We start from the raw sequence: 20,516 nt of genomic DNA on the forward strand, positions 1-20,516 counted from the left end.
GAAGCTCACGGACCTCACGGTCGAGGTGCGCGACCGCACCCTTACTCGCGTCGGCCTGATCCGCCCCGAGGATCTCTCCCTCGACGTCGAGGACGCGTTCAACAACGTCGGCACGTTCAAGCTGACGCTCCCCTCCGAGCATCCGCTCGCCGACACCCTGCGCCTGCCCGGCTCGGGGCTCATCATCACCGGCCCCGGCGACGTTCTGATGTCGGGGCCGGTCACCTCCAGCGAGTACGCGGCCAGCCCGGAGGACCGCTTCGGCTCCATCGTCTTCGAGGGCGTCTCAGACTCGGTGATCCTCCTCGACATGCTCGCCTGGCCCGAGCCGTCCAACCCCGACGTCACCACGCAGAAGACCGGCCACGATGAGCGCAGCGGCCCCGCGGAGTCGCTCATGCACGCGTACGTCAACGCCAACTGCGGCCCCGCCGCCCCGGCAGCCCGGCGCCGGGCAGGACTCGTCATGGGCCCGGACGGTGCGCGCGGCCCCGTCGTATCCAAGAGCGCACGCTTCCCGACCCTGGGCGAGCTGCTCACCGGGATCGCGACCGTCGCCGACATCGCCTTCCGGATCGTGCAGCGCGGCAAGCAGCTCGTCTTCGAGACGGCCCAGGTGGCCGACCGGACCCGCGAGGTCCGACTCGACGTTCTGGCTGGCACTCTCGCCGGTCAGCGCGTCGCAGTCTCCACCCCGGGCGCGACCCGCGTCATCGTGGCGGGCCAGGGCGAGCAAGCCGACCGCACCTTCGTACCTGTCGACAACGCCACCTCCGTGGAGGCCGAGGGCGACTGGGGCCGCCGCATCGAGCGATTCGTCGACCAGCGCAACACCGACGACAAGGCCGAGCTGAAGCAGGCGGGCGACGAGCTGCTGGCCGACGAGGGCTTCACCCGGACCGCCGTCCAAGCCGTACCGGTGGCCGACAGCGCCATGGAGTTCGGCAAGGACTGGGGCCTCGGCGACCGCGTCTGCGTCATCGCGGGCGGCCAAGAACTCACCGCCCCCGTAACCGGCCTGGTCCTCAAGGCGGGCGACCAGGGCTTCCAGGTCGGCGCCCTGTTCGGCGACCCGACCGGCTTCAACCCGCGCGCAGCATCCGCCCGGCACGCACAGAGCACCGAGCGCCGCGTCTCCGCGCTGGAGCGCACCGCCGAAGGAGGCGGGGGAGATCCCGTCATGAGTCTCATGGGAGCGTGGTAACCCTGCCCAGCACACCGAAGGCGCTCTACCGAGGCAGCGTCCCCGCCATCTGGACGGACGTCTACACAACACCCGCGTCTGGCCAAGCCATCGTGACGAACATCGTTGCCACCAACCCTGACCCGGCGACCGCTGCCAGCGTGACTGTGCACCTGGGCGACACCGCTCTGCTGCCCGGCCTGGGCATCCCCCCATCCGGTGTCCTCACCTTCGACGTCCGCCAGGTACTCAAGGCGGGCGAACTCATCAACGTGCGGGGCTCAGGCGCCATCGCGCACTTGCACATCAGCGGCGTGGAGGTGGTCTGATGGGATTGACCGTCTGGCCAGCCCCCGAGGACAAGGGCGTCATCGGCCCGACCGGGGCGACTGGCGCCCAGGGCCCGAAGGGCAACACCGGCCCGACCGGGCCGCAAGGCCCCAAGGGGGACGCGGGAGTCACCGGCCCTGCCGGGGCCACCGGGCCGCAGGGACCGAAGGGCGACACCGGCCCTGCCGGGCCGGCAGGAGCACAAGGCCCCAAGGGTGATACCGGACCAGCCGGACCGCAGGGGGTGGCCGGGCCGCAGGGCTCGACCGGACCCACAGGGGCGCAAGGACCCAAGGGCGACGCCGGAGCCACCGGCTCGCAGGGGGCGGAGGGTCCGCAGGGGCCAGCCGGGGCGGCGGGTGTCGTTCAGTCCGTGTGCGGCATCAGCGCCGCTTCCATCACGCTCACCGCGGCCAACGTCGGCGCGCTGGCCACCTCGGCGCGCGGGGCCGTGAACGGCGTTGCATCGTTGGACTCGGCCGGTCGCGTGCCAACCACCCAGCTCCCCGACCCCGCGACGTGGCTGCCGGACGAGTGGGGCCCGGAGGATCACGGGCTGGTCGCCTGGGCGTTCGACCCCGCGCTAGCCCACAGCACCGGCCTGTTCCCCGGCTCGGGCCCCATCCGCGTCACCGCCGTCCGCATGCGGCAGTCCACCCAGGTCAGCCGGATCGTGTGGCACGCCACCGGCTACGCGGGTGGCCTGACGTCCGGGTCCTGGGCCGCGATCTACAACTCGTCCGGAACCCGCGTCGGAGCGACCGGGGACATGTCGACTGCAACCTACGAGCCCGCCGAGGTTCACACGGGCGGCGGGGCGGCCATCAGCTCGCCCCTCTCCGCCGCCGCCACGCTGACCCCCGGCATCTATTACGTCGCCTGGCGGATGACGTACAGCACGACCGCTGGTGACGGGCCGATGCTCCTGGCCAGCGAGTCGTCGGCCGGAGCGCCTCCCAACTTCTTCGGGCTCAACACGACCCGCCGTTTCGGCTACTACGCCTCGGGCGGCACCACCGCCCCTGCCTCGATCACCGTCTCGTCCATGCTCAACGGCGCCAACCGCTTCTGGGTCGGCCTGGCGTGACGGAGGAAGGACCCCCGTGAAGCCCATCTCCGCGACCATCCCGGTGCACCCCGTCGGCGAAGTGCAGAAGGTCTTCGGCACCGTCGAGGTGACGATCAGCGAACCCCATGCCCCCTATCCCGACCTGACCGCCGCCGAGCGGGAGGCCATCCTGCGCGCTGCGGTCACGGCAGTGCGCGGTGCCCTGCCCGTCGACCTGGAGTCCGCGCTCCCGCTCCTGCGCGCCGCCGAAGACCAGTCCCTCTGAAAGGAGACCGCCACACGTGGCGATCACGTCCTACCCCTTCGACGGCCAGACGGTCACCGAGTCCCAGTTCTCTCAGCTCTTCCGCGAGGCCGCAGACAGCGGCGTCGCCTCCTCCTCCACCGCCAGCTCCTTCAGCGTCAGCGCGGACGGCGCCACGATGACCGTGAAGGTCCAGCCCGGCTTCGCCATCCTGCGTGGGCACGCTGTGCTCTCCACCGCCGTCGAGACGCTGACGATCGCGACGGCCGGCACCTCTGCACGGTCCGACCGCGTCGTCCTCCGCCTGGACCCCGCGTCCAACAGCATCGCGCTGGCCGTCCTTCAGGGCGTGGCGGGCGGCGCCATCCCCTCCCCTACCCAGACGGACACCGGGGTGTACGAACTCCCCCTGGCAACGATCACCGTGGGCGCGAACATCACCGCCATCACGAGCGCAGCCGTGGACAAGGAGCGCGCGTTCGTCGGCAACACGGTGGGCGCATGGACGAACCGGACCCGCCCGACTACGCCGCGCTTCGGAAAGCTGGGCCTGAACTACGACACCGACACCTGGGAGTTCTGGGACGGCGCTGCCTGGGCGCCGCTCGTGGCGTCCGTCTCGTGGTCGAGCTTGACGGGAAAGCCGAGTACCTTCCCGCCGTCCTCTCACTCCCACGCGTGGGACGACCTCACCGGCCGTCCCACCTCGATGCCTCCCACGGCGCACAAGCACGCGTGGGGCGACGTCACGGGCACGCCATCCGCGTATCCGCCCGAGACACATTCACACACCTGGTCCTCGATCACCTCGAAGCCGACCACGTTCCCACCGTCGGGTCACTCGCACTCAGGCTATCTGGAGGCTGGGGACACAATCGCGTGGGCCAACGGCTCGAAGCAGCCCCACGCTCGCGCGGTCAGCGGGTCCGGTACCTACTACGCGGTGTGGGTGCGAGGTGACGGCGGCTTCTGCCGAAACACCTCCTCGATCAAGTTCAAGGAGAACGTCCGCGACTTCATGATGGACCCCGCGGACGTGCTCGCGCTGAAGCCGAGGGTCTACGACCGGAAGGCTCAGCTCGATGAGGACGGCACGGCTCAGGAGGGCGCGAAGGGTGAAGTCGGCCTCATCGCCGAGGAGGTCGCCGTACACCTGCCCTGGATCGTGAACTACCTCGACGGCGAGATTGACGGGCTGCGGTACGACCTGCTCGGAGTCGCGCTCCTCCCCGTCGTGCAGAACCAGGATCGGCGCATCAAGGCACTGGAGGCCCGGATCGAGGAGCTGGCCCGTGCCTCTTGAGCCCTCGGTGCAGGTCGCTTTCGTCTCTGCCGGCGGGGCCGTCACGGTCGCCCTCGTTGGTGTCCTCGTCGAACTCGTGCGCCGCCAGGGCGCCGCGCTGGCGGAGGTCCGCGAACACACCCAGGAGGCCCGGGATCAGGTCTCCAACACTCACGAGACGAATCTCCGAGACGACCTCGATCGGGTCATCCACGGACTCGATCGGGTTCTCGACGGTCAGGCCCAGCACAGCCGGGACATCGCGGCCCTGCGCACCGATCTGGCCCACGAACGGACAGAGCGGCTCGCGGTCGCCGAACGGCTCGACTCGCACATTACGACTTCTGTCCCCACCGCATAAGACCCCACTTCCCCACGAGGCCCTGTCCCGCCGGACGGGGCCTTTCGCATGTCCCGAAGGAGACCCCCTTATATGGGCGACGCCCAGAACATAATCAAGATCGCCAAGAACGAAGTCGGCTACCACGAAGGCAAGTCCGGCGGCCACTGGAACAACTCGCAGAAGTTCTCCCCGGCCGTCCCCGGCCTGGAGTGGAGCCAGAATCAGGCATGGTGCGCGACCTTCGTGTCTTGGTGCGCACTGAACGCGGGACTCTCCGACCTCTACCCGCGCACCGCGTCCTGCGCGACCGGCGTCTCCTGGTTCAAGCAGCGCGGCCGGTGGAGCGCCTACCCGGCGATCGGGGCGCAGATCTTCTTCGGCCCGAACGGCGGCACCCACACCGGCCTCGTCTACGACTACGACGACCGCTTCGTCTATACCGTCGAGGGCAACACCAACGCCGACGGCTCGGCCGAAGGCGACGGCGTCTACCTGAAGAAGCGCGAGCGACGCAGCTCGTACGTGTACGGGTACGGCTACCCGCGCTTCTCCGCTGGGATCGTCTCGGCGGACCCGGCCTACAAGGGCAAGGACGACGTACCGAACAAGCCCACCTCGAACATCGTGGCCCTGTCTGCGGGCGTGACGCCCGGCGGCCGGCACGCCCAGGTCCGCGAGCTTCAGCAGCTCCTCATCAAGGCGGGCTTCGGCCCGATCAAGGGCGCGGTCACCGACCTCTACGGCCCCGAGACCCAGCGGGCAGTGGCCCGCTTCCACGACGCCAATCCGCGGTACCGCTCCGTCGGCGTCGCCCATGACCCGAAGATCGGACCGAGCGGTTTCGTCGCTCTCCAGAAGCTGGCGGGCCGCCGATGAGCAAGATGAAGACCCCCGGCTTCAAGCCGATCAGCCTGGTCGCCCTGCTTCCCGTCCGCTACCGCTCGCGCGTCGGCGCGGCCCTCGCCGCGCTGGGTGTGATCGTGAGTATCGCGTCCATCGTCTACGCCGACAGCCCGGAGGTGGCCGTGATCGTGCAGATCCTCACCGCCCTCGGCGTCGTCGCGCCGAGCGAGGACGGCTCCGAGGAGGAGCCCCAGTAGCACCGGCCCCCCGCCTACCCTCGTGGTCGGCGGGGGCCTTCTCGCGTTTCAGGCCGTTCCGGCCGCATTCTTCGCCTTCTCGGCCGCGATCTCCTCCAGCGTCGTTTCCCGCGCGCCCAGGGTCTTCTTCGCTGTCGCCTTCTTCGCCGCTGTCTTCTTGGTAACCGTCCTCTTCACGGCAGTCTTCTTGGCGGCCGTCTTCTTCGCGGCGGTCTTCCTCGCCGGGGCCGGAGACTGTTCGGTCTCGGAGGCCGTCTCCGCAACCGGCTGCTCGGCCGCCAGGCCGAACGCGGCGAGCACGGGTGCGGCGTCCCGGTCGCACAGGTCGCGACGTTTGGGCTCGGACTCTCCGATGGCCAAGAGGTACTTCTTCGCGGGCACGTCCCGCTCCTTGCATACGTCACAGATGAGCACGGTGACCTGTAGTTCCACTTCTTGTGTCTCCTCGCCGTACGGGACATCGACTTCGGGATTGTCCCGTACGGCGAGGGGTGGGCGGTTTTACTCAGCCGGTCGATGCCTCGTTGAGGCGCTGGAGGTAGCGCGAGCCTTGGCGGCGGTCGCGTCCCATGGCCTTGGCCAGGGCAGGGCCCGTGACCTTCTTGCCTTCGGCCTTGATGGTCCGGGCGGCGTTCTTCAGGTCCTCGATCGAGGGACCCGGGCGGCCGGGGCCGCGACGCTGGCGGGCCTCGGCGACCTCGTCGACCGGCAGTTCCTCGTCGAGGGTGGGCTGTATCGGCTCCTGGTCCTCAGCCTGGTCGGCCTGCTGCTCGGCTACGAGGGCCGGGCGAGCGGCTCGGATGATCATGTGGGCCACGTGACCGACGACGATCGCGGGCACGGCGGACACTGCGGCGGTCAGCGCCATCGACGATCCCATGTATCCGGCGGCGATCCAGTGGGCGACGACCTGACCGGACAGGGTCATCGCGAGGGCCAGCACGGCACCGACGATCGCGGTTCCGCGGCCCTTCTCTCCCTTGCTCCGGGTCTCGACGAACCACACCGCGAAGGCGGCGTAGACGCTGAGGCAGACCGGCATGCCGGCCGCGACCCACTCGCCCCATCCGGCGGTGCGGGCGAGCTGGTACTCACCGGGGGCGGACATGGCCAGGGCGACGATGAGGACGACTGCGCCCACGACGTACGCGTACCAGGGCAGGCGGTTGTGCTGAGGCATGGCTGTGCCTTTCAAGGTGGTGCGAGGAGGAGTCGAGGGGGCCTTCAGGCGGCGCGCATCGCGGCGCGGGCGGCGTGCCAGGCGCCGTTGGGGCCGCCGATGTCGGGCACGGTCGCGGTCGGCGTGGGGATGTCGGCGGGGCCGAGGGCGCAGTGGCGGCAGATGCCGGAGTCCTGCTCAGCGGGCAGGAGACGGCCGCAGTCCTTTGCGCAGTCCGTGTACGACTTCCACTGGCGACGGGGCGCGGGCAACTTGCGGCCGAGGCGGTCGCTGATCAGCTTGGCCGCGGAGTAGACGCGCGGCGGGAGGCCCTGCGTGAGGGCGTCGGTGATCTCCGCGATCGTTGCACCACGGTGGAGCCACTGGGCGGCAAGCGGGATCAGCGCGGTCGCCTGCTTGGCGGACAGGGCCAGGCGGCTGTCGATCGAACCGAGGCGGCCGAGAAGACGGGCGGCCTCGCTCTCCTGGCCGCCGTCGCCCTCCCGCTCTTCGCGCGGCTGGACGGCTGCGGCTGGGGAGGAGGGAGGGGTCTTGGTCTCGTTCTTAGAGTCAAGATCCTTACCGACCGAAGGGAGCCTTCCCGCTGCCCTGGGGGTCGCCGGGCCGGTTCCCGGCAGGTCGGGAAGCGGCGTGAAGGAGTCCTGCGGAGTGTCGAAGACGTAGACGGCGGTCCGCACCTGGCCCTGAGCGTTCCGGTAGGTGTGGCGGAAGTAGTACCGCGCCTCGATCAGCTCGTCCACCGCCGCCTTAATGCCGTCGCGTCCGATGATCGGGTTCTTGTCGGCGAGCTTGCGCACGTCCTCGTCAGCCCCGTCGGGGAGGCTGAGCAGGTAGCCGAGGATGCCTCGGGCCGTGAAGGACAGGCCCCTGTTGCGGAGCACGTCATTGCCCACGATCGTGAAATTGGCACGCCGCGGAGTACGCTGAATACGCACGTGGAGGTCTCTTCTCCTTGTGTACGCCGAGAGTGTTCGAGCACTCATGGCTGTGGCCCTGGGCAGCGTTCGAGCGCAAGCCGGGGCCACGTTTCGTTTGTTCCGGCGTTCGAGCACCGGTGATCTTGTAGCGGTCACAGTTTGACAGCTCAGTGAACCTTACGCAACCATGGCCGAAGTCAGTGATCATCCCGAAGGATGACAGGTTGCGCGACGGAAGGAGGAACATGGGCGCCAAGAAGATCGTCGATGAGGACGAGGTCATTCAGTGGTTCTTCGAGGGGAAGACGTACGCATGGATGATCGAGTACTACAAGGAGCACTACAACACCGAGACCACTAAGGCGATGTGGTCCACGTTCCGCCGTCGTAAGAAGCTGCCGCGCCGGAACGTGCGAGATACCGAGCTGATCCCCTGGAAGGTCGAGGAGGAGCACCGGTACGAGTACCCCGTGATGATGCTCCGGGCCGAGGGGCGCCGGAAGGCCGGCAAGCAGCTGACCCCGCTGGACGCGAAGCGGCTGGCCTCCTGGAAGAAGGAGCTGCGGACCAAGGGCCTCGTCGTGCACTACGACCCAGAGACCACTGACGGGTGGTTCCTGATCCCCCGCACCGAGGACGATGACGAGCTGATCCACCCGCCGGACGTGGCCACCGGCCGTAAGGCGCAGGACTGAGTCATCCTCGAACACTCGTTCGTATCATCCCCCCGTCGGACTACCGACGGGGGCTTCTCGTTCTTCAGGGTGAGTCCGGAATCAGACACTCCACATTAGGTTTAGACCACCCCTAGGGGGCAGGTCAGGGGAGCTGCCCGGGGAGTGGCGGTTCAGTTGACACAGGTTCACAGCCGACGTACAACTGGTGCAGTCACAGGTTCACAGAGAGACTTACCTGATGAGCGCAACTGTGTCCCGGGGGGACACCATGCGCGTCGCCGAGGGCGTCGCGCTCTACGTCAACGACGAGGCGTGGGACTACCACATGACCCTCGACCAGGACGTGAGACCCGCAGGGGTGCGCTCAGCTCTCGCAGCGATCCGGGCCCTGGGCCTGGAGCCGCTGGACGAGGACGAAGGTGAGCCGTTCTTCCTGGAAGACGGGCGCATCCGCATGGAGCTGGCCCGGTTCGAGTTCATCCCCGAGGAGGAGAACAGCGAGTGCAGTTCGTAGACATACCGAGAGCCGCGCCAGACGTCCCGCGCGACGGCTGGGACCGGCCCCTGGTCATCCCGAAGGAGGGCGGCAAGCCGAAGGCGCTGACCCGGACGACCACCTTCATCGACGCGATCGAGGACAAGACGGCCCTCGCCGCCTGGGGCAGACGCATGACCCTGGTGGGCACGGCCCGGCGGCCGTCCCTGCTGGAGGCGGCGCGCGAGCTGGACCCCGAGAACCCCGAGGACAAACGGCGCCTGAACGCCCTGGCCGACCGCGCGGTGGACCTGTCTGGTGCCCACGACAAGCGCGAGCGGGGCACGCACCTGCACACCCTGTCCGAGTACGTCGACCGCGGAGAGCCTCTGCCAGCCTCGGCCTCACCGTCCGACGTGCGCGACATGGCCGCCTACATGGCCGAGACGACCGCCTTCGATGTGCGGGCGGTCGAGCAGTTCGTCGTCGTGCCCGAACTGGGCACCGGAGGCACCTTCGACCGCCTGCTCTCCTACAGCGGCCCCGGTCCGGACGGCAAGCACCTGGAGGGCCTGTTCATCGGCGACCTGAAGACGGGGTCGGTCGAGTACGGGGCCCTGAAGATGGCCTCCCAGCTCGCCGTCTACAGCCGGGGCGAGTTCTACGACTACGGCCTGCACCCCGTGGACACTGCGGACAAGAAGGCCCTGGCCTCATGGAAGCGCACGGCCGTGCCGGCCGCAGAGGCGGCGAAGGCGTACCGACCACTGCCGGAGGTGTCGCAGCGCTGGGGCATCATCATCCACCTGCCTGCCGGGACGGGCGAGTGCACGCTGTACTGGGTGGATCTGGAGATCGGCTGGCGGGCCGCCGTGCTCGCGCGCGACATCCGCCAGATGCGGGGCGTGCGGACCGCGATGAGGCCGTGGGTGAGCCGGATCACGCAAGCACTGGCCGCCTAGCAATACCCAACGTGTTAACCTGTAACAACAATCCGAGAGGGACGGAGTGAGTCAGTCGAGCGAGAACACGATCAGCGTCACGATCAAGTACGGCAAGGGCTACGAGGACACGTGGGCCGTCTTCCGAGGGTCCCCTCCGGCCATCCGGGGACAGATTATCGACTATTTCGGCTTCGATAGTGAACCTGTAACCAGTCTCACCCTGAGCGAGCTGGTAGTCGAAGCGACCAGCATGGCCCACGGCGCGGGCAACATCGCCGGACTCCTCGGCGGGCGGGTCATCCCCCAGACCACGGCGGACTCCGCGCCGACCCGCGCGGCCGACCCGTGGGCCGAGGCGCAGAACGACCGGCCGGCACCGAAGGAAGACTCCAGCGGCTGGATTCTCGGCGAGATCGACAAGCAGACCTCGATCGCTGACCTCCAGCGGCTCTGGGCCGCCAACCAGACCTTCTTCTCCGACGAGGGCGTCATGGCCGCGTACAAGGCCAAGGGCCGCGCCCTGAAGGCCGCATGAGCCGCCCCGCCCTCGTCCTCACCGTCGCCGCAGCACTGCTCGCGGCGTCCATCTGGAGCTGGATAGCCGCCCCCTACGGGGTGCCCCTCCACGCCGAGGCGGGCCCGACGCCCGCCCAGCACACCAACGAGTAACCGAACAGCAGGAGACAGACTTAGTGACCCTCACCTTCAAGGACATCCCCACCCAGGGCGGCGGCTGGTTCAAGCCGAAGGAAGCCCAGGACGCCGTCGCGATCCTCATCGAGGTCAACAGCTTCGACCGCCAGCGGCCGACGCCGAACGGCCCGAAGGACTCGGTGCTCTGCGATATCGCGATCTTCAAGACCCGTGAGCAGCTCGACAGTGCGACCCCCGAGGTCAACAAGGGCACGCGTGTGGAGCAGACCCTCCTCGCCCGCGACCTGGAGACGGTCGTCGGAAGCGCCACCATCGCCACCGTGACGCAGGTACCCCCGAAGCGTCCCGGCGCGCATCCCGCGTGGGTGTGGCGCCCGGTCAGCGATGCGACGGTCCGCCAGGCCGTCATCGACTACGCCACGAAGCGGGAGGCCGCGGTGAGTGCCGCCGTCGCCTCGGCGCCCGACTTCGACTGACGCACGCCGAACGGGGGCCGGTCCGCTCGACCGGCCCCCTCGCCCCCGGAAGGAGGAGCGAATTGCTTACCCCTGCACGGTCGTTGGCCCTGCACGCCGAGTCCGGCAAGGAATTGCCGAGGGTCGAGGCGTTCGAGGCGCTGTACGGCCTGGGTTGTCGGCCGCGTCACGGCGAGGTCATCATGATCGCCGGACGGTCCGGCACCCAGAAGAGCGGGTTCGCCCTGTACTGGGCCGCGATGATGAACCTGCCCACCTTGTATTTCTCGGCCGATATGAGCGCCTTCACCGCGTCGTCCCGTCTGGCCAGCATGGCGACCGGCGACTCTACGGAGATGGTCGAGGCCGGGATGGCCGCAGGCGGCCGGCATCGGCAGGAGTACCTCTCCGCCCTCGCCGGAAGCCGGATCACCTTCGCCTTCGGCAGCCCGATCACCTGGAAGGCCGTGGACGAGGAGTTGCAGGCGTTCATCGAGCTATGGGACGCGTTTCCCCAGCTCATAGTGTTTGACAACTTGATGGACTTCGACTCCGCGGAGTCGGATTACACCGAACAGATGGCCGTGATGAGCGGGCTCACCGAGCTGGCCCGCGCGACGGGCGCGACGGTGATGGTCCTGCACCATGCCAGCGACAAGTCCTGGGAGGCGAAGTCTGATCCGTGGGCGCCGCCGTCCCGCGATCAAGTCAAGGGCGGACTGAGCGAGAAACCGGAGCTGAGCCTTTCCGTGGCGCTGGACCCGACGAGCCTGGAGTACCGGGTGGCCGTGATCAAGCAACGGATGGGCCCCTGCGACCCGACGGCGAAGCGGTACGCGTCGATGCGCTGCCACCCGGAGTCGACGAGGTTCTCCCGCTTGGAGCGGCGCGTGCCGCTGGCCTCGTCCGCACAGCCGTGGTCGCCAACGAGGGTGCTCGAAAACGCCTAACGTGTTAACCTGTGTCTACCCGCAAAGGCGGGTTTCTTTTAGGGGAGGGTATTAACCTGTGACTGAGATAGCGAGCCGCAACCGCGCGAACCGGCGCAAGGGTGCCCAGTGGGAGACGGACCTGCGTGAGGGCCTGCGGGCCGCCGGAGAGGACGTAGAGAGCCTCCGCCTGGCCGGCATCGAGGACGAGGGAGACCTCGTTGTCCGAGAGTCCGACGGCCAGTACCTCGTCATCGAGGCGAAGAACGCGAAGTTCACCCCCGGCCCCTTCCTCGACGAGGCGATGCGGGAGCGCGAGAACTTCGCCAAGCACCGCGGCCTGGACCCGGACGTCGTCGAGTCGGTCGTGGTGGTGAAGCGGCGCGGCAAGTCGTGGCGAAAAGCGTTCGTATTGACCACGGTCGAGGAGTATTTCGACCTGGACCCCGAATGATCACCCACGAGGAGAAGGCGGAACTCGCCAGGCTCCAAGCCGAGCTTGAGTCCTTCTTCGAAGAGTTCGCCGCCCCGGACGGGCTGACCGGTCTCGGATTCGACCCGGGCGGCGGATTCTTCCGAGGGGAGCGAGTCGCTTGATCGAGTTCGAAATCCTCGCCTTCGAGGCGTTCCTCGACTGCCTGGGCGACCACGAATTCGACGCCCAGACAATTTTCGCGATCGAGGAGTTCTTCGAGGTCCCCATGGAAGACCTGGATTGGATGCTGCCGTGAACATCAGGCGAATCGACCGGGGCCGCGACGAGGACCGTGAGGAGAAGCCTGCCCTCGAAGCGGTCTTCGGCCACTACGACCTCGACTACAACCCCGAGCGGGCCACGGGCATGGCCCCCTGTCCCTTCCATGAGGACAGGACCCCGAGCTTCTCCTACAACCTCGACCGGCAACTCTGGAAATGCCACTCCTGCCAGGCGAGCGGGGACAGCTACGAATTCATCATCCACTACGAGACGACCGTCAACGGGAACGAGATAGCTTTTGTCGGAGCCAAGTCCCTTGCAGCCTCTCTCGGCCTCGCAACGAGCGATGCTGGAGGAGGCGACGAGCACCTATCAGGCAGCGCTTACGGCGGACGCCGCGCGGTACCTTCTCAATCGCGGGATCGGAAAGGCCGAGGCGGATACGTACCGGCTTGGCGTCGTCGGTGACGACACCTTCCCCGGGCACGAACGCTTTCGCGGGATGCTCGCGATTCCCTACCTGGCCCACGACGGCCACCCGCTGACCCTCCGGTTCCGCTGCCTCGAAGAACACGACCACCGGGCCCACTTCCACGGCAAGTACAACTCGCTCAAGGACGACCCGCCCCGCATGTACGGCGTGGACTCGATCCACCAGGCCGCCGACACCATTGACGTCACCGAAGGCGAACTGGACCGCATCGTCCTACGGAAGATCGGGCTGTACGCCACGGCGATCCCCGGCGCCGCGCTCTGGCTCCCCCGCCATCGACGGATGCTGGCCGGGTTCAACGTCGTGCGCGTGTGGGGCGACCCCGACGACGCGGGCAGCGACTTCACGGCGAAGGTCTGCCGCGCCCTCCCTCGCTCGGCCAGGGCGATGCGCCTACGGATCGGCGACGTGACCGAGACCTACCTGCACGGAGGCGCTCAGACCCTCCTCGACATAGCCAAGGAGGGCCAGCAGTGACCCAGGCCAAGACCCGTCGGCCGACACCCATCACCGCGATCCTCGCCGACGTCCGAGCTGCCCGGAAGCTCATCGACGACCGCCTCGTCCCCGTCGGCGGCGGCCGGCACCCGCACAAGGGCCGCGACCACCACCAGCGCGAGGCGAACCGCTGGCGCTCCGTCGACATCAGCCGCGACCTGGACGGCGTGCCCGGCTGGGACTCCACCCTGCTGGCCGGGCTCTTCGGCGCCCTGGCCGAGCGGGACCCCGCACACGTACGCAGCGGACTCGTCCGACTGGCCGCCCTCGCCGTGGCGGCCGTGGAATCCCTCGACAAGGAGGCCGCGTGAACGACTACAGCCTCGCGTGCCCCGTGTTCATGGACGGCCGCGGCTGCCACCACATGCAACCGGTCCAGGGCGAGGACCGGGCAGCCGCCCGCGAGCAGCTCCGAGGCCACCTGCGCGGCCGGCACGGAGGACAGGTCTGGTCGGAGAGCGAGATCCGCCGGGAGGTCGGCTACGTCCGCCCACGACGCACCGAGCAGCTCCTCGCCCTGATGGAAGCCGAGCGAAGGAGGCTCCCGATATGAGTGCCGAGCACTACCGCCAGGCTGCCGCCGAGCTAGACAGGTGGGTGCCGAATGACCCGTGGGGCGCCGACTTCTATACGGGGCTCGGGATGGGCGAGGCCGCCAAGATCCTGCGCGCGCGGGCCGACGAGCTGGAAGGCAGCTCCGAGTGAGCGAGGCCCTGCCGGGGAACCCCGGTCCGACCCTGAAGCGCATCTACGACGAGCTGGAGCCCGACGAGCGCGAGTCCGTGATGATCCGCCTCCTCGACGGCTCCTCCGCTGAGCGCCTCGCGCTCGTCCTTCGCAAGCACGGACACCGCGTGTCCGCCTCCACCATCCGCACCTACCGACGATCCCTCACGGAGGTTTAGTTAACCTGTGACTGACACGCTTCTGGCCGACCTTCTGACCACCCCCACTCCGCCCCCGATATCCGCCCGCCAGGCCGACCCCGACCGCGACTACACCCGCCAGATCGAAGTCTCCGGCGACTCCGCCGAGGTCACTGTGCGCGGCCCGGCCGAGATGGACCCCGACTCCTCAGCGGCCGACGTCCTGCGCGCGCACCGCCTCGATCCCGCCGACTGGGAGGTCTCCGGCTTCCGGTCGAGCGAATGGACCATGCCGAACGGGGAGCCCGGCGTGAGCACCCGCTTCTCCTTCGCCCGCAGGAAGCACTCGCCGCCCCAGCGCCTCGATGTCGACGAACTGCTGGCCGTCTTCGACCAGCACCCCCCACCCGCCCGCACCGCCCTGGACACCGAGGGCGAGTGGACGTTCGTGGTTGCCCTCGGAGACATGCAGTTCGGCAAGGTCGACGGCGACGGCCCCGAAGGCACCCTCCGCCGGGCGATGGACTGCATCGACAAGGCCGCGGATCTCCTGTCCGAGTACCGGCTGCGCTTCACCATCGACCACGTCCACCTCTGCTGGCTCGGTGATCACATCGAAGGCTTCGTCAGCCAGAACGGCGCGAACACCTGGCGCACCGGCCTGACCCTGACCGAGCAGATCCGTCTTACCCGGCGCCTGATGGCGCACGCCGTCTTGAAGCTCGCCCCGCACGCCTCCCGCCTGACCGTCGTCGCCGTCCCGGGGAACCATGGCGAGGCCGTCCGCCCCAACGGGCGCGGAGTCACGCGGTACGACGACTCCCACGACACGGACGCCCTGATCTCGGTCGCCGAGGCCCTGTCGCTGGCCGGTGAGGACTACGAGCACGTCGAAGTCTTCGTGCCGGACAACGACGAGCTGACCGTCGTTGTCGAGTGCTCCGGGACGGTCATCGCCCACGCCCACGGGCATCAGTGGAGGCCGGGGAAGCACTTCGAGTGGTGGAAGGGGCAGTCCTTCGACAAGACCTCCGCCATGCACCAGGCCGACGTCCTGCTGGCCGGTCATCTCCACCACGAATTCGTCGACACCGACGGGCCCCGCACCTTCATCCAGGTACCGGCCCTGGAGTCCGAGAGCACATGGTGGCGGCACCGCACCGGCACCCGTGGCGCCCCGGGCCTGATGGTCATGGTCACCAAGGATGGCGCGGTCCCGGTCAAGGAGGTGGTCCGGTGACCGAATCCGTCGACTGGTCCGTCATCACCCGCGAGACGGCGGGGATTGCCGGCCGCGCTGCCCGCCGGGTCGCAGACGGGTACGGGTCCCGGCTCACGATGGAGTACGACGACGCGTTCCAGGAAGCTCTTCTCCTCCTGGCGACGAAGGCGGACATGGTGCGCGGGTGCCTTGCCGACCCGGAGCTGGGGCCCGGCGTCCTGCATCACCGTCTCGTCCGTGACCTCACCGATCAGGTCAAGACCCAGGCCCGGCACCGCGCCCGCCACGTCTCCTACGAGGCCGCCCGCGCGGACTCGGACGGGGAACGGATGTGAGCGGGTACGAGCGGCGCCTCGTCGAGCACCTCCTTCCCGCCGTCTGGGACGCAGGGGCCGCGTATGGCATCCGGAACGCCCAGGCCCCGGACGCCGATATGCCAAAGGGCTCCGTCGACCCTCGAACGGCCGGCACGCTCTTCGCTCACCTCGCCGACATCCGGAAGGCGTGGGTCACCTGCGACCTCTCGCTGGGAGAACGCCGGTCCCTGTTCCTGCGGTACGCCCTGGACTGGCCGGACGAGCTGATCGCCGCCCGCGACGCTGTCACGGACCGCGCCGTGCGCTACCGGCTCGAACGCGGCGTCGGGAAGATCGCAGCCCACCTCAACGGCCAGCCCTACGTGGACGGATACGAAACCCTCGTCGTCCCTGACTGACCACCCATCCGCAATCGAACAGAGAAGCCAAGTTCCCGGCCTCCTACGGCGGCTGGGAGCTTGGCTGCCCGCTCACCCCGCTCGTGCGGGTACCGTTCAAATACAGGCGCGTGTTCTTGAACGGACTGGGAGTCGGGAATGCCCCAATGGAGTGACTACAGCAACGGCGAGCGGATCAAGATCCTGCGCGGCAAAGCAATGTCGCAAGAACAGCTCGCGAACAAGACGGGTCTGGCCCTCCCTACGATCCGGGCTGCCGAGCAGAACCGTCGTCTCTCCCTCCCGACACTGCTCAAGATCGCCAACGCACTCAGCGTCGACACCAGCGTCGTCCTCGGCCAGCAGGCCCCTCGGCGCTCCATGGGGCATGACGACCGGGCCACCCTGCGCCACATCTCGTCCAGCGTCCACGACACAGCGGCGGGCTTCCTCCCCACTGACTGCGATCCGGTGCTGGCCGATGAGCTGCGTCGCGCGACGGAGAGGGCCTGGGCTCTCTACTGGGCTGGTGACTACCAGGAGCTTGGCGCCATCTTGGGGCCGCTGCTCCGCGATGCAGCGATCACCGCGCAGACCCTCAACGGCGACGCCGCCCACCCGGTCCTCGGGTACCTCTCGGACGGCTATCAGATTGCAGCATGTGTGGCCAACCTCTTCGGCGCACGGGATCTGGCCTACTCCTCGATCGGCCACGCACGCAGCGCCGCGCTGGCGGCGGGTGATCCACTGCGTACCGCCCGGGTCGACTCTGCTCGGTCCTGGGTCTACCTCCGTGACGGACGCCTTCAGCGTTCGATGGAGGTTGCGGCCTCCGCGGCCGACGAGATCGAACCCCGCTACTCAGACCAGAGCGCGGAACAACTCACCGTCTACGGAAACCTGTTGAACCACTGTGCCGTGACAGCCGCGCGCCTGGAGGACACCGACCGCACCGGCGACTACCTCTCGCGCCTGCACGCAGTGGGAGCCCGCCTCGGGCGGGAGCGCGACTTCCACGGCGCTCGGTTCGGCCCGCACACCGCGACCACTCAGGCGGTCGGCATCAACGTGACCATCGGCAAGCCGGGCAAGGCGCTCAAGCTGATCGAGTCGGTAAAGCCCGTCCACCTGGAGGGCCTGGCCGATGCGGCCCGGAACCGGTATCAGCTCGACGTGGCGATGGCCCAGGCGGACGCGAAGCTCTACGACAAGGCGCTCGACACCCTGGAGGGCGTCCTTCACGATGCGCCGCAGTGGTCCCGCCACCAGGCCCTCCCCGGCGTGATCGTCCAGAAGATCGGCAACGCCTCCACGGCTCGGCTTCGCCGGGTCTCCGAACTCATCGGGGTGCCGGCCATCGCCGCCGACGGGTACGCGCCCGCTACCCTAAAAACAGCTCTGTAGACTGGCATATGCCTGCGCCGAACTGAGCGTAGTGATACGCCACGTAGCACTTTTCAGCGTCCAACTGCCCCCAGTGATACGGCTCGTGTCACTGGGGGCATTGCAACTTCCGTTAGTGCTACGAGGTGTTACTTCCCGAGCCCGTTGGGTTGCGACACGGTTGACGCATGAAACGGACCACCGCGAGTCAACAGCGCCGACGCAACATCGCTGACGCTGCGAGCGGGTTCCCCGACCGCACGCGCGTACTCCTCTACGCCAACCTGCCCGAGGGTGCGGACCCCGCCCCCGTAAAGGCAGACCTGCGAGCGTTCGCCGAAGCTCGCGACTTCGTCGTGCCCGACAACGCCGTCATCATCGACACCGGCGCGGTAGCCCGCTCCCGGCGCGAGCGGCCCGGGTGGTTCGAGGCGTCGAGGCTGCTCCGCGAGAACAGCGTCGAGGGCGTCATCGCCCCGGCCGTCACGCACATCGCGAGCACGCCGGTAGACCAGGCCGAGTTCCGGGCCTGGCTCGCCAGCGTCGCCAAGTTCGCCAACTACCTCGACGAGCCCGACGAGGACGCCCCCAGCGCCGTCGAAGTGACGAGGGCAGATGCATGACGCCGCTCTCCGTCCGCAATGCCGGCCTCCGCCCGCCCGCACGGACGAGCCGGATCGGGGCCACCTTCCCTCCCGAGGCCAAGCGCGTCGAGCACATGCGCAGACTCGCTGCGGCTCACCTCAACCAGGTTGGCGGCATCGAGCCTGACGACATTCGCACCGTCCAGCTCCTCGTCAGCGAACTGGTCACCAACGCGATTCAGCACGGTCACCCCGAGAGCGATGTCGAACGCATCGACTTCTCGCTCACCTGGAGCCCTTCGGGCACGGTGCGCATCGAGGTTGACGACCACTCGGATGGTCAGCCGACGAAGCGTGCTCCCGGTCCGGACGAAGAAGGCGGCCGGGGCCTGCTCCTGGTGGACGCCTTCTCGGACCAGTGGGGCAGGACCGGAACGAGCACCTGGTGCACGCTGGGGGTGGCGGAGTAATGGGCAAGCACGCGAAGCCGCGCACCTTCACCCTCTTTCGCCGCACCGCCAGTTCGGGTGCCAGCGCCGAGCGACGCACGCCGGGCGAATCCTGGGTCTGGGACACGTCCCAGCGCGGCGACCTGACCGAGGGGTCGCAGAACGATGACACGTTACGCAGGTTCCTTGACGGCCTGCGCCGACAAGTCGTCTCGGATCAGGGGGACACCCCTCTACGGATCACGCCCGAGGCCGTCTGGCAGACGTCGAACTACGTTCTGAGCAGCCACCTCGACGAGGTCCGCGACGAGGATCTCCACGCGACCGTCGTCACCATGCAGGGATTCCTCGACGCCCTGGCCGACGCCGCGGACGGCTTCTTGGACACCGGGCGCATCGTGGTCCGCGAGTTGATCGAGAGGGCGCGGACCGCGACCGACAAGCCCGACTGGTCGAACCGACGCCTCGCTCGACATGCGGCGGTCACGGCATGCGAGCTGCTCTCCCTGCTGGAGCGCGAAGGGTGGCAGGCGGCTGAGAAGGAGGCCGTGAGTGCCTAGCAGACCGCTCACCCGCCCTACGGTCGTTCCGTACGTCGCCTTGTGGGACAGCGAGATCCCTGGCCTCGAAAGCGATCTGGTCCTGCGGCACCGGCCGCAGCTCCACATCGCCTACAAGGATGAGCAACCCGGGGACCGAGACCCTCATGGCGTCCTCATCGGGCGGGTCTCCTCCTCCCCCCAGCAGGGGCGGGCCCTGTACGACGAGATGCACCCCGGCCGGCAATACGAGTGCATGCTCGACCTCCTGTGCCAGGTCTGCCAGGAACCCGCGAGCGAGAACGAGGACGGCGTCCTGTTCCTGGACTGGCGCACCAAGCGGTCCCCAGCCACCTGGCCGGAGAAGTCCCTCACCAAGATGCCGCCGCTGTGCGAGCCCTGCGCGGTGCGCTCGATCGCCGAGTGCCCGCACCTTGCCAACGAGCCCACCTTCGCCGCCGTGCGCACACCCGACCCGCGCGCCTGGGGGGCCGTCGGCTCCTTGTACCGGCCCGTGCAGGGCGGGTGGTACTGCCACCCGGGCGACGCCTGGGTCCCGTACGGAGACACCCGCCTCCACGCGCTGATCAGCGCGGCCATGGTCGTCGAGCTGACGGACGTCACCCGCGTCAACGTCGAAGACCTGGCCGCGTAAGCCCCACCGAAAGGAACACTTGCCATGGCCGCCTTCTGGACCCCGCGCCGCTTGCTCGCCTACCTGAAGATGCAGAGGCGCTTCGAGCCCTACGACATCACGGACCTCGCGTTCGAGCAGGCGGGCGCCGCCGACAGTGCGCCTGACGTCACCTACGTCGAGATCAGCGCGTTCGGTTTCCGGGCCCAGGCGCACGGCAAGACGGGCTTCGCCGCCTTGCGGGCCATCCGCGAGGAGCACCCGGCCCTGGCCCACGGCGTCTACACCTACCTGGCCGTCATGGGTGTCTTGGCCGCCCTGTTCCTCGGCACCGTCATGCCCCGGTAGGCCACATCGCAGAGCTTCCGCCCTGGCGGGGACTTCCCGGGGCACCGGCACTCCATCACGGCCGGATGCCCACCCAGGGCGGCGGCGTGTCCGTGGCGACGGATGCGCCCCCGCGCCCAACCGGGCCGGGACCGACGAAAGAGAGGGGGGCTTCCATGCCCGCAACCGTTGAGACCGACACCCCCGAGGTCGAGAAGGTGGACTCCGACACCGAGACCCCCGAGACGGGCGACCCGGGCGACGGCGACACCGCGGAGCCGCTCGACGCGCGCGACATCCTCGCCGCCTAGCACCACCCCAAGCACCCGCCCCGGCCGGCATGCCTCC

Annotated in this window: 37 protein-coding genes; 34 read left to right on the top strand and 3 right to left on the bottom strand. The window is 68.7% G+C overall.

All coding sequences use genetic code 11. The annotated features are described in order from the left end of the window. The first annotated feature begins 25 nt into the window (after positions 1–25). From AB0Q96_RS37400 to AB0Q96_RS37435, 8 genes are all read left to right on the top strand, one after another. Positions 26–1,204 (top strand): siphovirus ReqiPepy6 Gp37-like family protein, encoded by a 1,179-nt coding sequence (locus AB0Q96_RS37400; protein ID WP_365333529.1) that lies wholly within the window; start codon positions 26–28, stop codon positions 1,202–1,204. Next, entirely contained in the window at positions 1,198–1,512 is a 315-nt protein-coding gene (locus AB0Q96_RS37405; protein WP_365333531.1) for a hypothetical protein, read from the top strand. Before AB0Q96_RS37400 ends, AB0Q96_RS37405 begins: the two co-directional genes overlap by 7 nt. Before the next feature lie 374 nt (positions 1,513–1,886). After that, the gene (locus AB0Q96_RS37410) at positions 1,887–2,600 is read left to right on the top strand and encodes a hypothetical protein (protein WP_365333533.1); all 714 of its coding nucleotides are present in this window, start codon (positions 1,887–1,889) and stop codon (positions 2,598–2,600) included. A 16-nt stretch (positions 2,601–2,616) separates the two neighbouring features. After that, complete coding sequence (locus AB0Q96_RS37415) at positions 2,617–2,847, top strand: hypothetical protein (protein WP_365333535.1); 231 nt, start codon at positions 2,617–2,619, stop codon at positions 2,845–2,847. 157 nt (positions 2,848–3,004) lie between these two features. Then, a complete protein-coding gene (locus AB0Q96_RS37420) occupies positions 3,005–4,129 on the top strand; it encodes a tail fiber domain-containing protein (protein WP_365333537.1) in 1,125 nt (374 codons plus the stop codon). Next, positions 4,119–4,469 (top strand): DUF2746 domain-containing protein, encoded by a 351-nt coding sequence (locus tag AB0Q96_RS37425; protein ID WP_365333539.1) that lies wholly within the window; start codon positions 4,119–4,121, stop codon positions 4,467–4,469. Before AB0Q96_RS37420 ends, AB0Q96_RS37425 begins: the two co-directional genes overlap by 11 nt. 72 nt (positions 4,470–4,541) lie before the next feature. Further along, positions 4,542–5,327: a peptidoglycan-binding protein gene (locus tag AB0Q96_RS37430; RefSeq protein WP_365333540.1), complete on the top strand. Its 786-nt coding sequence runs from the start codon at positions 4,542–4,544 to the stop codon at positions 5,325–5,327. Beyond that, a complete protein-coding gene (locus AB0Q96_RS37435) occupies positions 5,324–5,551 on the top strand; it encodes a hypothetical protein (protein WP_365333542.1) in 228 nt (75 codons plus the stop codon). The genes AB0Q96_RS37430 and AB0Q96_RS37435 overlap by 4 nt, the downstream gene beginning before the upstream one ends. A 48-nt stretch (positions 5,552–5,599) precedes the next feature. Here the strand turns inward: AB0Q96_RS37435 and AB0Q96_RS37440 are convergent, their stop codons facing one another. The 3 genes from AB0Q96_RS37440 to AB0Q96_RS37450 form a co-directional block, all read right to left on the bottom strand. After that, positions 5,600–5,932 carry a hypothetical protein gene (locus AB0Q96_RS37440; protein WP_365333544.1) on the bottom strand — a complete coding sequence of 111 codons (333 nt, stop codon included), beginning with the start codon at positions 5,930–5,932 and terminating at the stop codon, positions 5,600–5,602. 124 nt (positions 5,933–6,056) lie between these two features. Continuing rightward, positions 6,057–6,731, bottom strand: a complete 675-nt coding sequence (locus AB0Q96_RS37445) for a hypothetical protein (protein ID WP_365333545.1) — start codon at positions 6,729–6,731, stop codon at positions 6,057–6,059. Between the two features lie 44 nt (positions 6,732–6,775). Then, positions 6,776–7,624, bottom strand: coding sequence for a hypothetical protein (locus AB0Q96_RS37450; RefSeq protein ID WP_365333547.1), 849 nt, complete (start codon positions 7,622–7,624; stop codon positions 6,776–6,778). 269 nt (positions 7,625–7,893) lie between these two features. Between AB0Q96_RS37450 and AB0Q96_RS37455 the strand changes: the two genes are divergently transcribed. From AB0Q96_RS37455 to AB0Q96_RS37580, 26 genes are all read left to right on the top strand, one after another. Beyond that, entirely contained in the window at positions 7,894–8,343 is a 450-nt protein-coding gene (locus AB0Q96_RS37455) for a hypothetical protein (protein ID WP_365333549.1), read from the top strand. Between the two features lie 220 nt (positions 8,344–8,563). Next, positions 8,564–8,839, top strand: coding sequence for a hypothetical protein (locus tag AB0Q96_RS37460; RefSeq protein WP_365333551.1), 276 nt, complete (start codon positions 8,564–8,566; stop codon positions 8,837–8,839). Continuing rightward, positions 8,827–9,762, top strand: coding sequence for a hypothetical protein (locus AB0Q96_RS37465; RefSeq protein WP_365333554.1), 936 nt, complete (start codon positions 8,827–8,829; stop codon positions 9,760–9,762). The genes AB0Q96_RS37460 and AB0Q96_RS37465 overlap by 13 nt, the downstream gene beginning before the upstream one ends. Positions 9,763–9,808: 46 nt before the next feature. Continuing rightward, positions 9,809–10,279 carry a hypothetical protein gene (locus AB0Q96_RS37470; protein ID WP_365333556.1) on the top strand — a complete coding sequence of 157 codons (471 nt, stop codon included), beginning with the start codon at positions 9,809–9,811 and terminating at the stop codon, positions 10,277–10,279. After that, a complete protein-coding gene (locus AB0Q96_RS37475; protein WP_365333558.1) occupies positions 10,276–10,413 on the top strand; it encodes a hypothetical protein in 138 nt (45 codons plus the stop codon). The genes AB0Q96_RS37470 and AB0Q96_RS37475 overlap by 4 nt, the downstream gene beginning before the upstream one ends. A gap of 23 nt (positions 10,414–10,436) precedes the next feature. Beyond that, the gene (locus AB0Q96_RS37480) at positions 10,437–10,874 is read left to right on the top strand and encodes a hypothetical protein (protein ID WP_361831731.1); all 438 of its coding nucleotides are present in this window, start codon (positions 10,437–10,439) and stop codon (positions 10,872–10,874) included. 62 nt (positions 10,875–10,936) lie between these two features. Further along, the gene (locus AB0Q96_RS37485; RefSeq protein WP_365333560.1) at positions 10,937–11,803 is read left to right on the top strand and encodes an AAA family ATPase; all 867 of its coding nucleotides are present in this window, start codon (positions 10,937–10,939) and stop codon (positions 11,801–11,803) included. Positions 11,804–11,861: 58 nt separating this feature from the next. Next, positions 11,862–12,236, top strand: coding sequence for a hypothetical protein (locus AB0Q96_RS37490; RefSeq protein ID WP_365333562.1), 375 nt, complete (start codon positions 11,862–11,864; stop codon positions 12,234–12,236). Next, on the top strand, positions 12,233–12,379 hold the full coding sequence (locus AB0Q96_RS37495; RefSeq protein ID WP_365333564.1) for a hypothetical protein: 147 nt from the start codon (positions 12,233–12,235) through the stop codon (positions 12,377–12,379). The genes AB0Q96_RS37490 and AB0Q96_RS37495 overlap by 4 nt, the downstream gene beginning before the upstream one ends. Next, a complete protein-coding gene (locus AB0Q96_RS37500; RefSeq protein ID WP_365333565.1) occupies positions 12,376–12,513 on the top strand; it encodes a hypothetical protein in 138 nt (45 codons plus the stop codon). The genes AB0Q96_RS37495 and AB0Q96_RS37500 overlap by 4 nt, the downstream gene beginning before the upstream one ends. Then, entirely contained in the window at positions 12,510–12,947 is a 438-nt protein-coding gene (locus AB0Q96_RS37505) for a CHC2 zinc finger domain-containing protein (protein WP_365333567.1), read from the top strand. The genes AB0Q96_RS37500 and AB0Q96_RS37505 overlap by 4 nt, the downstream gene beginning before the upstream one ends. Positions 12,948–12,981: 34 nt before the next feature. Then, positions 12,982–13,449, top strand: a complete 468-nt coding sequence (locus AB0Q96_RS37510; protein WP_365333569.1) for a toprim domain-containing protein — start codon at positions 12,982–12,984, stop codon at positions 13,447–13,449. Beyond that, complete coding sequence (locus AB0Q96_RS37515) at positions 13,446–13,781, top strand: hypothetical protein (RefSeq protein ID WP_365333571.1); 336 nt, start codon at positions 13,446–13,448, stop codon at positions 13,779–13,781. The genes AB0Q96_RS37510 and AB0Q96_RS37515 overlap by 4 nt, the downstream gene beginning before the upstream one ends. Further along, positions 13,778–14,023, top strand: a complete 246-nt coding sequence (locus tag AB0Q96_RS37520; protein ID WP_365333573.1) for a hypothetical protein — start codon at positions 13,778–13,780, stop codon at positions 14,021–14,023. The genes AB0Q96_RS37515 and AB0Q96_RS37520 overlap by 4 nt, the downstream gene beginning before the upstream one ends. Next, entirely contained in the window at positions 14,020–14,175 is a 156-nt protein-coding gene (locus AB0Q96_RS37525) for a hypothetical protein (protein WP_365333575.1), read from the top strand. Before AB0Q96_RS37520 ends, AB0Q96_RS37525 begins: the two co-directional genes overlap by 4 nt. Further along, positions 14,172–14,375 (top strand): hypothetical protein, encoded by a 204-nt coding sequence (locus AB0Q96_RS37530; protein ID WP_365333577.1) that lies wholly within the window; start codon positions 14,172–14,174, stop codon positions 14,373–14,375. The genes AB0Q96_RS37525 and AB0Q96_RS37530 overlap by 4 nt, the downstream gene beginning before the upstream one ends. A 7-nt stretch (positions 14,376–14,382) precedes the next feature. Then, positions 14,383–15,576 (top strand): hypothetical protein, encoded by a 1,194-nt coding sequence (locus AB0Q96_RS37535; RefSeq protein WP_365333578.1) that lies wholly within the window; start codon positions 14,383–14,385, stop codon positions 15,574–15,576. Further along, the gene (locus AB0Q96_RS37540) at positions 15,573–15,893 is read left to right on the top strand and encodes a hypothetical protein (protein ID WP_365333581.1); all 321 of its coding nucleotides are present in this window, start codon (positions 15,573–15,575) and stop codon (positions 15,891–15,893) included. The genes AB0Q96_RS37535 and AB0Q96_RS37540 overlap by 4 nt, the downstream gene beginning before the upstream one ends. After that, a complete protein-coding gene (locus AB0Q96_RS37545) occupies positions 15,890–16,273 on the top strand; it encodes a hypothetical protein (RefSeq protein ID WP_365333582.1) in 384 nt (127 codons plus the stop codon). Before AB0Q96_RS37540 ends, AB0Q96_RS37545 begins: the two co-directional genes overlap by 4 nt. Before the next feature lie 138 nt (positions 16,274–16,411). After that, positions 16,412–17,656, top strand: a complete 1,245-nt coding sequence (locus AB0Q96_RS37550) for a helix-turn-helix transcriptional regulator (protein ID WP_365333584.1) — start codon at positions 16,412–16,414, stop codon at positions 17,654–17,656. A gap of 167 nt (positions 17,657–17,823) precedes the next feature. Next, positions 17,824–18,258 carry a hypothetical protein gene (locus AB0Q96_RS37555; protein ID WP_365333586.1) on the top strand — a complete coding sequence of 145 codons (435 nt, stop codon included), beginning with the start codon at positions 17,824–17,826 and terminating at the stop codon, positions 18,256–18,258. After that, complete coding sequence (locus tag AB0Q96_RS37560; RefSeq protein WP_365333588.1) at positions 18,255–18,689, top strand: ATP-binding protein; 435 nt, start codon at positions 18,255–18,257, stop codon at positions 18,687–18,689. Before AB0Q96_RS37555 ends, AB0Q96_RS37560 begins: the two co-directional genes overlap by 4 nt. Further along, positions 18,689–19,228 (top strand): hypothetical protein, encoded by a 540-nt coding sequence (locus tag AB0Q96_RS37565; RefSeq protein ID WP_365333590.1) that lies wholly within the window; start codon positions 18,689–18,691, stop codon positions 19,226–19,228. The genes AB0Q96_RS37560 and AB0Q96_RS37565 overlap by 1 nt, the downstream gene beginning before the upstream one ends. Continuing rightward, positions 19,221–19,862 carry a hypothetical protein gene (locus tag AB0Q96_RS37570; RefSeq protein ID WP_365333592.1) on the top strand — a complete coding sequence of 214 codons (642 nt, stop codon included), beginning with the start codon at positions 19,221–19,223 and terminating at the stop codon, positions 19,860–19,862. The genes AB0Q96_RS37565 and AB0Q96_RS37570 overlap by 8 nt, the downstream gene beginning before the upstream one ends. A gap of 24 nt (positions 19,863–19,886) precedes the next feature. Beyond that, a complete protein-coding gene (locus AB0Q96_RS37575; RefSeq protein WP_365333594.1) occupies positions 19,887–20,189 on the top strand; it encodes a hypothetical protein in 303 nt (100 codons plus the stop codon). Between the two features lie 155 nt (positions 20,190–20,344). Further along, positions 20,345–20,479 (top strand): hypothetical protein, encoded by a 135-nt coding sequence (locus AB0Q96_RS37580; protein WP_365333596.1) that lies wholly within the window; start codon positions 20,345–20,347, stop codon positions 20,477–20,479. Positions 20,480–20,516: the final 37 nt, after the last annotated feature.

Source organism: Streptomyces sp. NPDC093111 (genome assembly GCF_040683955.1).
Lineage (GTDB): Bacteria > Actinomycetota > Actinomycetes > Streptomycetales > Streptomycetaceae > Streptomyces.

What these genes read in the sequence shown, in the direction of transcription:
- AB0Q96_RS37435 (WP_365333542.1), top strand. Translation starts at nt 5,324, where the DNA reads ATGAGCAAGATGAAGACCCCCGGCTTCAAGCCGATCAGCCTGGTCGCC.
- AB0Q96_RS37555 (WP_365333586.1), top strand. Translation starts at nt 17,824, where the DNA reads ATGAAACGGACCACCGCGAGTCAACAGCGCCGACGCAACATCGCTGAC.
- AB0Q96_RS37475 (WP_365333558.1), top strand. Translation starts at nt 10,276, where the DNA reads ATGAGCCGCCCCGCCCTCGTCCTCACCGTCGCCGCAGCACTGCTCGCG.
- AB0Q96_RS37455 (WP_365333549.1), top strand. Translation starts at nt 7,894, where the DNA reads ATGGGCGCCAAGAAGATCGTCGATGAGGACGAGGTCATTCAGTGGTTC.
- AB0Q96_RS37565 (WP_365333590.1), top strand. Translation starts at nt 18,689, where the DNA reads ATGGGCAAGCACGCGAAGCCGCGCACCTTCACCCTCTTTCGCCGCACC.
- AB0Q96_RS37525 (WP_365333575.1), top strand. Translation starts at nt 14,020, where the DNA reads ATGAGTGCCGAGCACTACCGCCAGGCTGCCGCCGAGCTAGACAGGTGG.
- AB0Q96_RS37420 (WP_365333537.1), top strand. Translation starts at nt 3,005, where the DNA reads ATGACCGTGAAGGTCCAGCCCGGCTTCGCCATCCTGCGTGGGCACGCT.
- AB0Q96_RS37510 (WP_365333569.1), top strand. Translation starts at nt 12,982, where the DNA reads ATGCTCGCGATTCCCTACCTGGCCCACGACGGCCACCCGCTGACCCTC.
- AB0Q96_RS37445 (WP_365333545.1), bottom strand. Translation starts at nt 6,731, where the DNA reads ATGCCTCAGCACAACCGCCTGCCCTGGTACGCGTACGTCGTGGGCGCA.
- AB0Q96_RS37460 (WP_365333551.1), top strand. Translation starts at nt 8,564, where the DNA reads ATGAGCGCAACTGTGTCCCGGGGGGACACCATGCGCGTCGCCGAGGGC.
- AB0Q96_RS37550 (WP_365333584.1), top strand. Translation starts at nt 16,412, where the DNA reads ATGCCCCAATGGAGTGACTACAGCAACGGCGAGCGGATCAAGATCCTG.
- AB0Q96_RS37560 (WP_365333588.1), top strand. Translation starts at nt 18,255, where the DNA reads ATGACGCCGCTCTCCGTCCGCAATGCCGGCCTCCGCCCGCCCGCACGG.
- AB0Q96_RS37580 (WP_365333596.1), top strand. Translation starts at nt 20,345, where the DNA reads ATGCCCGCAACCGTTGAGACCGACACCCCCGAGGTCGAGAAGGTGGAC.
- AB0Q96_RS37430 (WP_365333540.1), top strand. Translation starts at nt 4,542, where the DNA reads ATGGGCGACGCCCAGAACATAATCAAGATCGCCAAGAACGAAGTCGGC.
- AB0Q96_RS37495 (WP_365333564.1), top strand. Translation starts at nt 12,233, where the DNA reads ATGATCACCCACGAGGAGAAGGCGGAACTCGCCAGGCTCCAAGCCGAG.
- AB0Q96_RS37575 (WP_365333594.1), top strand. Translation starts at nt 19,887, where the DNA reads ATGGCCGCCTTCTGGACCCCGCGCCGCTTGCTCGCCTACCTGAAGATG.